General features: G+C 53.5%; 14 protein-coding genes. 6 read left to right on the top strand and 8 right to left on the bottom strand.

Annotated features, from left to right (window positions below):
- Positions 1-151 precede the first annotated feature (151 nt).
- The 5 genes from BUB27_RS01540 to BUB27_RS01520 all read right to left on the bottom strand — a co-directional run bounded on the left by BUB27_RS01540 (position 152) and on the right by BUB27_RS01520 (position 6,119).
- The gene (locus BUB27_RS01540) at positions 152-2,080 is read right to left on the bottom strand and encodes a hypothetical protein (protein WP_143157777.1); all 1,929 of its coding nucleotides are present in this window, start codon (positions 2,078-2,080) and stop codon (positions 152-154) included.
- A 60-nt stretch (positions 2,081-2,140) separates the two neighbouring features.
- Positions 2,141-4,036 carry a hypothetical protein gene (locus BUB27_RS01535; protein WP_159434727.1) on the bottom strand — a complete coding sequence of 632 codons (1,896 nt, stop codon included), beginning with the start codon at positions 4,034-4,036 and terminating at the stop codon, positions 2,141-2,143.
- Positions 4,037-4,124: 88 nt separating this feature from the next.
- Positions 4,125-4,646: a hypothetical protein gene (locus BUB27_RS01530; RefSeq protein ID WP_143157775.1), complete on the bottom strand. Its 522-nt coding sequence runs from the start codon at positions 4,644-4,646 to the stop codon at positions 4,125-4,127.
- 922 nt (positions 4,647-5,568) lie between these two features.
- Positions 5,569-5,805 (bottom strand): hypothetical protein, encoded by a 237-nt coding sequence (locus tag BUB27_RS01525; RefSeq protein WP_143157774.1) that lies wholly within the window; start codon positions 5,803-5,805, stop codon positions 5,569-5,571.
- Between the two features lie 113 nt (positions 5,806-5,918).
- Complete coding sequence (locus tag BUB27_RS01520) at positions 5,919-6,119, bottom strand: hypothetical protein (protein ID WP_143157773.1); 201 nt, start codon at positions 6,117-6,119, stop codon at positions 5,919-5,921.
- 781 nt (positions 6,120-6,900) lie between these two features.
- Here BUB27_RS01520 and BUB27_RS01515 point away from each other — a divergent pair.
- The 3 genes from BUB27_RS01515 (at position 6,901) to BUB27_RS01505 (ending at position 8,212) form a co-directional block, all read left to right on the top strand.
- Positions 6,901-7,260 carry a hypothetical protein gene (locus tag BUB27_RS01515; protein WP_143157772.1) on the top strand — a complete coding sequence of 120 codons (360 nt, stop codon included), beginning with the start codon at positions 6,901-6,903 and terminating at the stop codon, positions 7,258-7,260.
- Between the two features lie 187 nt (positions 7,261-7,447).
- Positions 7,448-7,849, top strand: a complete 402-nt coding sequence (locus BUB27_RS01510; protein WP_143157771.1) for a hypothetical protein — start codon at positions 7,448-7,450, stop codon at positions 7,847-7,849.
- A gap of 27 nt (positions 7,850-7,876) precedes the next feature.
- On the top strand, positions 7,877-8,212 hold the full coding sequence (locus BUB27_RS01505) for a hypothetical protein (RefSeq protein WP_143157770.1): 336 nt from the start codon (positions 7,877-7,879) through the stop codon (positions 8,210-8,212).
- A 744-nt stretch (positions 8,213-8,956) separates the two neighbouring features.
- Here the strand turns inward: BUB27_RS01505 and BUB27_RS01500 are convergent.
- Positions 8,957-9,511 (bottom strand): 2'-5' RNA ligase family protein, encoded by a 555-nt coding sequence (locus tag BUB27_RS01500; protein WP_159434726.1) that lies wholly within the window; start codon positions 9,509-9,511, stop codon positions 8,957-8,959.
- Between the two features lie 260 nt (positions 9,512-9,771).
- Positions 9,772-10,257, bottom strand: coding sequence for a GNAT family N-acetyltransferase (locus tag BUB27_RS01495; RefSeq protein WP_143157768.1), 486 nt, complete (start codon positions 10,255-10,257; stop codon positions 9,772-9,774).
- A 416-nt stretch (positions 10,258-10,673) separates the two neighbouring features.
- Between BUB27_RS01495 and tnpA the strand changes: the two genes are divergently transcribed.
- Complete coding sequence (gene tnpA / locus BUB27_RS01490; RefSeq protein WP_143157767.1) at positions 10,674-11,132, top strand: IS200/IS605 family transposase; 459 nt, start codon at positions 10,674-10,676, stop codon at positions 11,130-11,132.
- Positions 11,133-11,489: 357 nt separating this feature from the next.
- Here tnpA and BUB27_RS01485 read toward each other — a convergent pair whose 3' ends face one another.
- Positions 11,490-11,933, bottom strand: a complete 444-nt coding sequence (locus BUB27_RS01485; RefSeq protein WP_159434725.1) for a GNAT family N-acetyltransferase — start codon at positions 11,931-11,933, stop codon at positions 11,490-11,492.
- A 166-nt stretch (positions 11,934-12,099) separates the two neighbouring features.
- Here BUB27_RS01485 and BUB27_RS01480 point away from each other — a divergent pair, with 166 nt between their 5' ends.
- Entirely contained in the window at positions 12,100-12,570 is a 471-nt protein-coding gene (locus BUB27_RS01480) for a hypothetical protein (protein ID WP_143157765.1), read from the top strand.
- Between the two features lie 144 nt (positions 12,571-12,714).
- Entirely contained in the window at positions 12,715-13,233 is a 519-nt protein-coding gene (locus tag BUB27_RS01475; protein WP_143157764.1) for a hypothetical protein, read from the top strand.
- Positions 13,234-13,953: the final 720 nt, after the last annotated feature.

Below are 13,953 nucleotides of genomic sequence, written 5' to 3'. Positions count from 1 at the left end.
GCTCCATCTAGTCCCGCTTTCCGTACCTTCCGTGTATTCCGTGGTTAGAAAAGCTTCATCGTGCTGGGTTCCATCATGCCGGGCTTGATTCTAGATTCTCGATTCTCCCCGCAGGGGCAATGACAAGCGCCCAGCGGGCGTTTCATCCAGCCTACTTCTTCAGGGTGAAGAAAACCTCGGGATGCTTTTCCAGCCACTCGGCCTCCTCCTCCAGCCGCTGGGCATTCTGCTTGTGGTGGATCATCCAGCTTTCCTCCAGATACATCCTCTGCCCTTCCTCTTCTCCTTTCAGGAAATACAGCAGGACAATATCTCGGCTGTCTTCCGTCACCTCCATACGGAAGCGCTCGCCACCTTTCTGCCCACACTCATAGAGATAGTTCTCACCAGCATTGCGGGCCTTGATCGCCTCCTTAAAATGGCTGTCCAGATCTTCAGTGAGATCCTGATCCACAAAGTGCTCAACCTCTCCCACTCCACCTTTGACATACTCACTCCAGCGCAATGCCAGCTGCTTCTTCACCCCTCCCTCTGGCGTATAGCTCATCCGGTGGAGGAAGCCCATCTTCCCGCGGCCGGCACCTTCCATCTGCAGGGCCGCATTCACCACCACTTCCGCATCCTCCACGACCGGAGGATGTGCTTCCTTGGTAGGCTCTGGAGCCAAACGAGTATCCATGACCTTCTGATACCACGCCTGCGCATTGTCCGCCTGGTGTAGCGCCCACTTTATGACATCCAGGTGGCCTGGAGCGATCATCGCCACCTTGCCTCCGCGCTTCACCTTGACCATCCACCTGCCATAGACTTCCTGCGTCTCGATAAGCGTTTCCACCTCTCCTTTCAGCACGACGCGGTAGTTCTCTTTCTTCGCAGCCGCCTCGCAGGCCTTGCAGTATTCAGCCAGCACATCCCGGCGCACGGCCCCTATGTCCGGGCCAAATCCCTCCCAGCGCATCTCCACCCACAGGGGAGACATCTCCCTGTCCATCCAGCCTCTGTTCCGCACGACACGCAGCTCCATCGGCTCCATCTCAGGAGCCTGCTCGCAGCGGATCTTCAGCAAAATATCCAGCCCTACATCATCACTGATCGCGCTTCGCTGGCCCTCGTAGAGCAGCTTCCTGTTTTCCACCATCCAGTCATGCCGTTCCTGCACCTGCTGATCCAGACTACGGATCTTCTCTATCTGCTCCAGCGTGAAGCTCCCCTTCGCCACCTCCTTGTTATCTACCCTACACACCACGTGTACCCGCTCATCCGCTACGCTGCCATTCACCTGATAAGTGACCTGAGATGGTGCCCTTCCCCGGTTGAGGGGAATACTCCTGTCCCTGCCACGCTTCACATCATCCGCCACCGAGGTCAGAACCCTATAGAGATATCTGCCATTCAGCCCCTCATCCTTTTTCTCTCCTCCATAGTCCACACTGTATTGTCTAACATGAAAAGTATACGGCAAGGCCCTCCTCATCTGAGCACCGAAATGCAGTGTAAGCTCACCGGCCTGCACCGCTCCCAGCTCGGAATCCACACGGACCCAGTAGACTTTAGGCGGGCGCGCCTTCTCCGTCCACTCCGGCACTTCCTCCGCCACCATCAGCTTGCCGTACCAGGCCTTGGAAGAATCAAACACCGCACGGATCTCCATGAAGTCCCTAATATCCTGCGGGCTGAATGTCACGCTCTGCTCCCCGCTACTCAGCTTTACCTCGTAGCCGCCTACGCCCTGATAGGATACATACGTGAGCTCGACTCCCTCCCTGTCCTTAACCTCTTTCACCATCGAGCAGGGCTTCCCTGCGGCAGCTTCCGCAAACACCATCGTCAGTCCATCCTCATCCAGAGGATACCAGCTCTTCTCGTCACGCAACTCACTACAGTACGCCTGGAGACTCTCCTCACATTCCTCCTTGCCCCTCTCGAAGCGGTAGACCGCCGCAATCTGCATCTTATCAAATAACCCATAGATCTTCCACTGGGGGACTACCTTCACCTTAAACTTCCCGCCCTCAGGCAGAACCTTCTCACCACCTAACAAGGGGGTCAGCGACAACAACACAATCAGCAACAGGCGCATACACATCAGCACCTTATCCCAGAAATCCTCCCCCACCGCAAGCTCACAAAAAGGGAGCCGTCATTCGTCCTGCCGGAAGAAGAGCTTCTGGTTCTGGCCCAGCCACTCGCCAGTTTTTTCCACATTCTCTAACAAATCCAGCACCCTCTGTGGAGAACCATAATCAATGGTAAGATGCAAAGTTTCGGCACCCGCCTCCGGCACATAGGTAAAATCAATGATTTTCTCTCTCTCGTCTACCTCCAGACTGAAGTGCTCGCCATCCGGATCACCCCATCCGTTCATATAGACCTCACTTTGTTTGGTGGCTTGTAGGGCCTCACGCAGGAGAGGCTGCAGCTCAGCTGACAGCGCCGTACCGAGCACCACTTTCTTGCTGCCCTGATGATAGACAAACTCCTTCACCACCTGCACCTCTCCGCCTAGAGTCTGCTCCACCCGGCCTTCCAGATTAATTCTCCCTTGCCTACCGGCGGCCAGTTGTGCGCTCCCCACCTTCAACACCAATTCAGTGCCAGTGGCTCCGGATGGACATGCTTCCTCACTCTCGTCTGGCAGATCGTACAGGCCATGCAGTTTGGAGTACCACTTACGTGCCACCTTGGCCTGGTCCATCAGCTTTATCAGTCTCGCCCCCATTTGAGGGGAGTAGACCACGCGCGCGTTCCCGCGCTTCACCTTGACCGTCCATACCCCATACAGCTCCTCCGCCTCTATCTCCATAGGCACCTCCCCCCTAACGACCGCATGATAATTTTGCTGTTTGTTCGCGGCGATACAGGCATTCACAAACTCTGTCACCTCATCATCTCCCAGCGGAAGATCAGGCAGGGTAAACGCAGGAAAGGTTACGCTCATTTCCACTTTCTGCTTCGAGTAAGGTCTAATAGCTCCTACGGCGAGATGTACATGGGCGCCAACCTCCTCACCATCCTGAACCTTCATCTTCACCTCAAACTGGAGATCATCTGCAAGCATGCGCTTCTTGGGCTCATAGAATAAATGCATGTGCTCCTCCATCCATTGATGATGAAGCTTGGACTTCTGAGCTATCTTATCCATCTCAATCAGCTGCTCCTCCTTCAGCCTCGCACTCCAGTCACCCACTCCAAGGTACTTGAACGGGTTCACCCTCCTGTCTCCTTCTACCATCTCTATATCCGCATAGTTCTCCTGCTGGTTAGTCGCTACCAGAAACTTAACCCCTCTGCCTTGAGGGATAACCAGTGGAAAATTGGAGACACTGCCAGCCTCAATCCTGCTCTTCAGCCTCGCTAAGTAATTCACCAGTATCCCCGCTGGCCTGGGCTCCTTGTACCGCTTCTCGCCATAGCTTACATCTCCACCAATCCCAGAACCCGCACGCTGACTGTTGACGTAATAGTAAGCTGTCGGGAACAGCCGCAGCTCACCAGCCTCCACCATCCCGAGCCTCGAAGTCACCACGATTTGATCAGTCGCCGGCGGCCGGGCCTGCTTTGTCCACTCTGGCACCTCCTCCGCCACCATCAGCTTTTCATACCAGGCCCGTGCACACTGGACATCTTCTACCATCCGTAGAAAAGCGCGCACTCTCTCCGGGGAAAATTCCACCATCTTCTCGCGGCGTGTGAGGCGTACCCCCAAGCCACCTTCGCCGGGATAAGTCACGTAGCGGATCCAGTCATCCCCCTTCACCCCTTTACTCTCAAAGTTCTCTCCCCTTGCCGCGCTCTGGAAAGCCTTCACCACTATCTCCCCGTCCAGCTCATACCACTCTCTCTTCTCTCCCAACTTGCGGGTTCCCATGTTCCACTCCAGAGCACAACCCTCACGCCCCTCCGTGCAGGAAAATTCCGCCGTGATCTCCAATGCCTCGCTCAGCCCATACACGCGCTTATTCACCTGCCACTGAACTTCAAAATCATAGCCCCCCGGGATAAGTCTCTCACCACCTAACAAAACACTAAACGGCAATAGAAATAGTAAGAGCAACACACGACAGAACATACCCATCTCTATCCCAGAAATCCTCCCCCACCGCAAGGACACAAAAAGGGAGCCGTCATTCGTCCCCCATCGGCATGACTCCCGTGGTCTCAACCGATCTCCCCTTCCTGGCGGCATCTGCCAAGCTGTCAAAGCCAGCTTCGCCCCACTCCTCGGTACCCATCGTGTAGAGATGCACTCCAGTCACGGTATGCATCTTCCACCGCTTCAGGCACGACGTCTTCTCCAGCCTCTGGATCACCTCGCGCCCATCCCGAGCTGTGACAAAACAAAAGACCGTACCACCCTTACCTTCGCCGCCCTCTCCATCAGTCAGCCCCTGGGCACACTGGACTTCCGCCATATACACGGGTGCTTCCGAGTCATCCTTCCCCAGGATGTCCAGATAATCAAACTCGTCCCAATGCTTATGCAGGATCTCCACCGCCCTCTCGGCTTCCTCCTCCTTCACCATGACACCATAAGCCACCGACCCCTCAGCGTAGGCAGAGGGAGCCCCCTCATCGTGCAATAGACGCACTACAGGAAGAAACTCCGACGCTGCATAAACGACTGCTATCAGTACATCTCCTTCCATCCTTCATTCTCTAACATAAATTAACCCAGCCTCACAAGAACATTGCTGGGACGGGCCGAGCCAGCGAACTAAGCACCCTTCCTCCACCCCTCCGGGGTGGTTTTTTGTTGGGGGCCTGGTCCCCGGGGTGAGCCCCTGCGGGGAATGACTGATTCGTGATTACTGATAGTATCCCTCCGGGATGTAGCGCCCGCTGGGCACTTGTCAGCGGTCAAGAGTCATTGGGCGACCAAATGAAACCGTGCGAGATGAAACCTGCGCGACCCACGTTGGGGTAGGCCCCTGCGGGGCATTACTGATTGGTGATTACTGATGACTGATGCAGGTTCCCGGGGTAGCGCCCCTGCGGCTCGCAACCGCCGGGCTATGGTACGGAACCCCGTTGGGGTTCGCCTATGCGGGTTTATCAGGAGGCAATGGAGGGTAGGGTCCGTAGCAGGTAGGGAGTAGCGAGTAGGGGAAATTTCCTTGGGAAATTTCATCCGAGCTTTATCTACCCAGTCTGCATGTGTGGCTGATCTCCGGTTAATCCGGAGAGGCTACTCGCTACTTCCTACTAGCTACGGTACCGAATGATCTAAGCGGAAGCTTAATCCCAATGACTTTCGACTCTTGACCGATGACAAGCGCCCGTTGGGCGCTCCATCCCGGAGGGATGAGGGAACGAAGCGCGGTGGTAAGCTTGCCCCGGCAAGCGCAACCCCGGGAATAGGCCTCTCTTTTATTACCACCCCGGAGGGGTGGAGGAACATTTCCCATCAGGCAGGGACTCCACCTAGCCCGATTCGTGAGATTCGTGCGATTCGTGGTAAAGAAAGCTACCCACCAACAGCCGTTCCATCTAGCCGGGATCAGTAATGAGTAATCTGTTCCAATCTATTTAATCTGTGGCTAAAAATGTTCCATCAGGCAGGGACTCCACCTACCTCCGTAATTCAACAACAACAGGCACAATACTATTCATCACACTCTCATTCGAGAGATAGGCTACGACCTTGGGCCCCGGTGATTCATCACTTAAGATACGGATCTCGATGCAAACGGACTCACCAAGCAAACGGCGTTCATAACTGCCCTCCACCAGCTCATGGTTTTCCCGGCTCAAGAAAATCGAGAGGAGTTGTCCATAGCGTTTCAAATGGGCACGTTTAAGTTTCATTCCCGTTTCTTCAGATTCCAACCTTCGTCAGGGAAGCTCGTGGTCGCGCTCTTCACGCTATGGCTAAGGTAGACTCTCATCATCATTTCAAATCATCTAACAAACAACTCTACCTAAGCCAAGGAAGCCTCTCTCAAGCGCTGGCGGTAGCGGCGCTGCGCCTCGTTCTTCTTCTCCTTGTTAGCCGCATACCAGCGTGCCTTGCGCTCGGCTTCGGCACGCAGAAAATCCGCGTCCTCCCGCATACGCTCGCGATAGCGCTTCGCCGCGGCTCGCACCGCTTCACGCTGCTTGGCTGGATCCTTGTAAGGCATAGCCACCACTAAAACCACCCCACCCGTCCAAGTCCATCCTATTCCATCCGGAGGCCACAATGACTCGATAAGAGGACGGGTTTGATCAAGCCAGAATCAGTCATCAGTAATCACCAATCAGTCATGCCTCGTAGAGGCCAGGCTCCATCATGCCCGCCTTCTGAGCAATTTGTAGCGGAATCCGTTTCATCAAGCCGGCCCCAGTGACTTCTGACTATTGACCAATGACCAGCCCCTAGGGCTCCCATTTGTGGTAGAAAAAAGTTCCATCAAGCAGGCTTCCATCTACCCCGCTTTCCGTCCCTTCTGTGTTTTCCGTGGTGACATCCGTTCCACCATGCTGGAGCTCGATTCTCGATTCTTGATTCGTCATTCTGCCCCGCAGGGCCTACATTCCACAGGGCTAAAATGTCATTTCTGACTGAAATTTCACCAAAGCTCAGAAACCCTTGGAAATCCTTATAAAATCGTCGTTTTCAGCCACTTAGAGACCCCTCTGTGACAAGATCTTTCTTTTCAAAAAGAAATCTCTCGTCTACTATGCAGGTTGTGATCGTTCATTTGCTCCAGTTTATCCCCTGCTCTGGCCAGCTTCGCTCTGACCGGATCCTTGCGGAGCATTGCCCTAGAGATGAACGCACGAGCTGGCTGCCAGGCCATCCCTACCTAGCCCTCTGGCCGCGGCGCGAAGAAAAAACCAGACATGTCCTACGGTGCCCAATCTGACGGCACCTCATTCTCCCCTCTCTCTTTCCCCCCAGCAACCATAACCCCACCCAATATGTACCTATTCAAGCAATCACGAGAGTATCCTCTGTGTAACGACTACATGATCCTCAATTTCAAGGACAAATACGCGGTCACCGCCATGTCCAAGGGAGGCGAGGACCATGGGATCTTCCCGGCAGCGCTTCAGCTTGTCGACAAAGACCAGATTGTGACTGAAGTGTTTTGCCCGCCGAAGACCATCACCCAGACGTACCAGCTGAATGGTCAATACCTCCATCTCTGGATCAACGGCAGAGAAGTCGTCTGGACCCGCCTGCCGCAATCCAGGATCCCGGAAAACGTGCTGCACATCTTCGACCTCGGCAAGCAGTACCTCCACAAGAGAATGAGGCAAGCCAGCGTAGCCTACTAGACTCTGCGTAGGCAAACCAGCGTCACCTCCTCACATTACTGGAGGGGCGGGAATCGGTGTAATGCGGTCTCTAGCTCAGTAGTCTGCTGCTCTGCTTACCGGCATTTATGTTAGTATAACATTAATGACACCCGATATAAGGTAGACATCTTCTAACAGCCTTGTTAGATCGTGCGCCGCATACCTTATGAAGATCCCATTCCCACTCTACTCACTTGGTCTTGCGCTGCTCCTTAGCCAGTGCAGCACAGAAGAAGAAACCGTCACTGAAAGTAAACCTGAACGCAGAGAACTATCCCCTCTGGAATTAGCGCTGCAGCAAAAGCTCAAAGAAGCCGCATCCCCAATCCAGAAGGACTCGACCCCCGCCCCTGCGAGCGCTGAGGACTCAGCAGAGACCTCCAGCGATGCTGAAGCACTCTACCAATCCGCCTATCAGGAAGCTCAAGAAGCCGAACCTCACAACCTGTTCAAGATCAAAGAAAAGCTCGAACAAAGCCAGTCCCAGCACCCCGACTGGAAACCAGAGATCAACCAAGCCCGCCTCCAGCTCACCCCTCAACCGGCCGAAAGCAAACTTACAAAGTAATCTAACATACAATTATAGGCGACTATCATGAGACTCCTCAGAATCATACTCGGCTCCATACTTGGGTTGCTTATATGCATAGTCGCTTTCTTTTTTCTATCAGACCTACGCAGTGAGGCCGCCGCCGAACGCGCACTGTCCATCAAAAGCTTAGATCAGATAGAGGCAAACTATGGTGCACCGAATGGGCTCGATAGTTCCTCCTTTGGTCAGTTATACATTGATTTCATCACCGAAGAAGAAATCCGCCAAGGCATCACCATTTCGATCTATAACGTGCAGGATATGCCCCAGATTTATTTGGCCGTCAAAATCGATCCCAAAACCCAGAGTTATCTAGACTCTAACATCATCTACCCTTGATAGCTGGCCTCCCCCCTCACTTTCTTCCATCCCCCCACCTCTGCCACCCCTTAAGGGTGGTTTTTTTGTGTCCCTATTCCCGGCGTGATCTTGCGCGACCCCGTTGGGGTCGTATGTTGTGGGGGGCCAGGTTCCTAGGGTAGCTTCGCTACACGAAGCAACCCCAGGCTAACATGCGGAACCCCCTTGGGGTTCTCTCATCCATTCCAGATTCCACCTCCTCCAGATTTCAAGTACCCGTTCCATCAAACCGAGTTTCATCTAGTCCCCTTTCTGCTTCTTCTGTGTATTCCGTGGTAAAATCCGCTCCATCAAGCAGGACCAATGACTCCTGACCATTGACCCATGACAAGCCCGCAGGGCTTAATCAGTCATGCCTCGTAGAGGCCAGGCTCCATCTAGCCCGCATTCGTGAGATTCGTGCAATTCGTGGTAAGAAAAAGTTCCATAATGCCGGCCCCAATGACTCCTGACTATTGACCAATGACCAGCCCCTAGGGCTCCCATTCGTGGTCAAAGAAACATACCCACCAACAGCCGCTTTATCCGGCTTGGCTTCATCTAGCAGGTAATCCATCCTAATCTGAGTAATCTGTGGTTGAATCCGTTTCATCAGGCGGGCCTTTATCCTTCCCACTTTTTCCTCCACACTCCCCGCAGGGGCCGGGCTCCATCAAGCAGGCCCCAATGACCCATGACCATTGACCCATGACAAGCCCGCAGGGCTTAATCAGTCATCAGTAATCACCAATCAGTAATTTCCAAAGGAATCCCCGCCAGGTCCAGCGTTTCCAGATCCTCGATCTCGCCGTCCACGTAGGAACAGATGGTCATGGAGTCCACCATGCCAGTGATCGTTTTGCCCTCCTCGTTCCAGGCCGTCGCCAGATCGTAGAGATGGTCCGGATCCTTGCTGGTGGCGATACCGATGTGCGGCACGTAAGGGATGTCCAGCCTCAGGCGCTCACGCATCAGGCCCGAGTAGAGATCATCATGCAAGCGGCTGATCCCAGAAAAGCCCTGGTCTGGCACTAGGAAAAGGTGGTACTCATCCGTCAGATCGTTGTTATACACCAGCGCATGGCGACAGCTAAACTCCACCGGCGCATGGCGCCCGGCAACGCTGGAGACCTGGTCCCGAAGCTGATCGCGGCCAATGCCCTCTGTCGACCCCGGAAAAATCAGCGTCCAGTGAGCCCCGATCACATCCACGTAGGCCTGGTCGTGTTCACGGCGGAATGCACGGATCATTTCCGCATCGGCTTCAGACAGGCGTGGATAAGCAACACATAAGAGCATACAGAGCCGTAACAAGCATCCCCACCCAACACAAGAAGCGATCACTAACAGTTTTCACCCCGACCCATGAGATGCCTGGACAAGCGTCTTAGGGATTACGTTTAAAGTGTTACCTACGCTCCGCACACATCATCAAGCCGGGATCCATCTAGCAAGCAATCCACCCTAATCTGAGCAATCTGTGGCTAGAAAAGCATCTTCAAGTATTTCCCAATGACTTCTGACCCTTGACCAATGACCAGCCCGCAGGGCTTAATCAGTCATGCCCCGCAGGGGCCACACATCAACACCGTGTCCGCGCCGGCGTGTCCTGCGTGCACGAATCCATTCGCCAGATAAAAGGCGAGCACACGCTCATTGCCCTGCTTCACCTCGGCTCGGACCTGGGTCATCCCGTTTTCCTCTGCCCAGCGCAGCGCACACTCTAACAATTCACGAGCGCATCCGGAACCACGACGCTCGGGCGCCACCCACATCTGAAAGAGCTCCCCCTGCCGTGGCTGGTCGAGATCCCGGTAGAGAGCCGCCATGCCAACCGGGTCGGCATCCAGCGCCAGAAAGATGGCTCTGTCCGGACCTGCGGCCGCTGCACGCGTCTGCTCCTGCCACCAGGCATCGCTCCGCTGCAAGGCATCCTCATAAGTCGAGGCAAAGGCCTGCGGGGAATCTTTCAGCGCTGCCAGCCGCATCTCGCGGTAGAGCGCCCCCTCATCGTCACGGATTCTTCTCACAATCACAGTACTCATCAATCACGCATGCAAAGTCAAGGACCCGACCTTCTCATTTCACAAAAGTCAAAAGCGCTTATCAAGCAGGACTCCATCTAGCCCGATTCGTGAGATTCGTGCGATTCGTGGTCAAAGAAAGCGCTTTAGGTTTTACGTGTTACGTTCACACCGCGCGCTTCATTGTACTGGTCTGCTCACTTCACACTGCCTACTGAACACTCCCCGCAGGGGCCTGTTTCTTTCGTGGTTCAATTCTCCTCACAGGTACACCAACAAGAACCCCACAGGGGTTCCGCATGTTAGCCCAGGGTTGCGGGCCGAAGGGTCGCTACCCTGGGTATCTTCATAAAATAAAATACGACCCCAACGGGGTCGCGCAACTCGACTGTTAGAAAGGTTCTGGAGTTACAAAGAGATTTGGTATATCAGGCTCTATGTCCCAGTCCTTTTGCCAATGCTATCTTCATGTGGTCTTCTCTACCAAGGAACGTTATCCCTTTTTATCAGACCCAACCTTCCGGACTAAAACCCATGCTTATCTGGCCGAGGTGGCGAAGCGTCTCGGCTGCACACCTGTCCAAGCAGGAGGGGTAGAAGATCATGTCCACCTCCTATGTATTCTTGGTAAGCAGGTGGCATTGACCGAGCTCGTGAAGGAGCTGAAACGGGCTTCCACCAGATGGATCCGGGAAACAGGCGAAGCTGGATTGGAAAAATTTTCCTGGCAGTCGGGCTACGGAGCATTCTCAGTTTCGGCATCCGCAGTAGACGAGGTAAAACAATACATCCTCCATCAAGAGGAGCATCATCAGCGGATGAGCTTTCAGGATGAGTACCGTAGTTTGCTCGCCAAATACGGGGCCAAGTTCGATGAAGCCTATGTTTGGGACTAAGCCAGCGTGATCTTGCGCGACCCCGTTGGGGTCGTGTGTTGTGGGGGCTAGGTTCCTAGGGTAGCTTCGCTACACGAAGCAACCCTAGGCTAACATGCGGAACCCCCTTGGGGTTCTCCCATCCACAGCCGCTCCATCGTATCGGCATGCATCTAGCCGGGTTTCATCCAGCAGGTAATCCATCCTAATCTGTGTAATCTGTGGTGGAATCCGTTTCATCTATCCGGAATCAGTCATCAGTAATCACCAATCAGTCATGCCCCGCAGGGGCCGGGTTTCATCTAATCCGCTTTCCGTATCTTCCGTGTATTCCGTGGTGGAATCCGCTTCATCAAGCCGGACTTTATCCTTCTCCCTTCACACTCCCCGCAGGAGCCTCGCCAGCTGATAGCAATTCTCCAGCTCCTCTTCCTCGGTAAACCCCAGCCGATGATAGAGGCGGATCGCCGGGTTGCCCTTCAGCACCCGCAGCCTGACCTGCCGGCCTTTCCGGTCCGCCCTGTCCAGGACCTGACGCAGCAAGTGACTGCCGATCCCGCGGCCCTGCCACTCCGGCTTGAGCAGAATATCCCGGATGTAGAAGCCGTCCTCCCGCTCCACCACCACCAGCAGGCCGATGTCTTCACCTCCCTCCTGAATGATCGAAGAAGCCTCCGGCGCAAAATACTCGCGGAACTTTGCAGTATCCCACTCATGCGTCAGCTCCACATAGGGCCGCATCTGTGACTCATAGAAGGGATCCAGCCATTCCAGATCCGACGCCCTCGCCGGCCTGATTGTTATGTTAGAAAATGAATGCACTGCCTTTCTTCTACGATTAATTCCTCTTCGTCAGATTTTTTCCCATCCTCCCACACTCCACCCCGAATACAACCCAGGACTTCTGGTTAGGCTAATACCCTCAGTCTATTCGCTTCCACAGGCCAGGCATTCATGCATAGTCTTGTATTCCACGAAAGCATTGGCCATGAACCCTAAACAAAGAAGATACCTCACCATCATTCTCATCGCCAATCTCTGCCTGATTACTTGGCTCGTGATCCGGCAGATGAATCGCCCTACACTTAACGATTTAATCGCAGACTGGGAAGATACTCACTACATCAGTAATGACAGTATACGCCAGAGAATCAATTCAGCGCCCGTTATCATTCTCACCAGAAACGAAATTCATGGGAACAAGGTGACTGGCACGATCACCGAGATTCTAAAGCATGACGAAAGTGTACTCCTCAATATCAAAGTGGGTGACGATTTCAAACACATCACAAAGGAAGTCCGGCCGAATCATTCAGTACCCGACGGATCGATAGCCTTCTACACCGGATCACCCGCTTCCTTCGAGCAATCATGGGCCTTTTATGATGAACGTTTACCCATCGGTAAAAACCTCACCCTCGACCGCATACGCAAGCTCATCCAAGACGAGAATAGATAAAATCTAACAAAAATAACGGCTATATGTATTCTTCTCACCTCCTCTTATCACTCCCCGCAGGGGGCTAGATTCTCCCCACGGGCCTCCATCTGACCCACCAAATAGGCATCGACACAGAACATCTCATCCCTTATTCCATGAGACATGAATCGTTTTTGCTGTCCTAGCCTTACTGTCCGCAAGGCCCTGCTGATACTACTTGCGATGTTGGCCGTTCCCGCATTCGGCGAAGTGAATTGGTCGCATAAAGTCGTCGAAGGGGAAGATGGCGGGATCAATGCCAATTACTTTTTCTACCAGACCTTCAAACCTGACTACGGCGACGGAACTTTGATGAGCGTTCAACGCGTCAGAGCGATTTACGCGCTCAAACGTGAGGGCGATATAGTGGTCGTCGATTACTTTCTCCAAGGTAGTATGCGTGTAGTCACCATGCGAGCGGCGCGAGAGTCACTCGAGAACGTGATCGCTGGAAAGGACGTCGAATTCAAGAAGACCAGTGAGTTTTCGATCGAAGCGGAAACTAGCGTCGGATACCTAACACTTAAGAATCAGAAAGCCTTGAATGACGAGCAGCGCGAGCAGATGCTCAACTTGGTCTACATCCTTTCCATGCAACGCAGCCCAATCAAGAGCGACCAAGGCGCAAACCCCAAGCCCTGACCCGCCGCAAGTTAAACCTTACCGATGAATATGAATCCTAAAAAGGAGAGCATCAGCTGCTTCACCCAGCTAGGCTCCATCATGCCGGACTGGATTCTCTATTCGTAATACTCGATTCTCTCCTCAGGGCTCCATCTAGCAGGTAATCCATCCTAATCTGAGCAATCTGTGGCTAGAAAAGTTTCCTCAAGCATTTCCCAATGACTCCTGACCCTTGACCAATGACCAGCCCGCAGGGCTCCCATTCGTGGTCAAAGAAAACTACCCACCCACAGCCGCTCCATCTAGCCGGGTTACATCAGTCCCACTTTCCGTATCTTCCGTGTATTCCGTGGTAGAATCCGCTTCATCAAGCAGGACTTTATCCTTCTCCCTTCACACTCCCCGCAGGGGCTCCAAAACCACGATAACTCACTCGTAAAAGAGGAACTTACCCTGCCAGAAGGCAAAGTTTTCCACAATTCTTCACATTTTTTTTTCACAAGATTTGACAAAAGTTCAGACCACTTATGACATCGCATTCATTTTAAAAGCTTTAGGACAGTTTTTCCATATCCCATGAAATGGACAATCGGGACCCTCCCCGCCAACCACCATGAAAGCCCTTTCATACTAAGCCCTATAGACCCCCCATTCCGCACCATTTGCTTATAGCTGAACAAATCGAAGTGTCTTGCCATTTCTCCAGCAATGAGTTATAAAAGAACCATCCCCCCGAAT

Source organism: Rubritalea squalenifaciens DSM 18772 (genome assembly GCF_900141815.1).
Classification (GTDB): Bacteria; Verrucomicrobiota; Verrucomicrobiia; order Verrucomicrobiales; family Akkermansiaceae; genus Rubritalea; species Rubritalea squalenifaciens.
The sequence above is the reverse complement of the archived record's forward strand: the minus strand, read 5'-3'. Positions and strand labels throughout refer to the sequence as shown.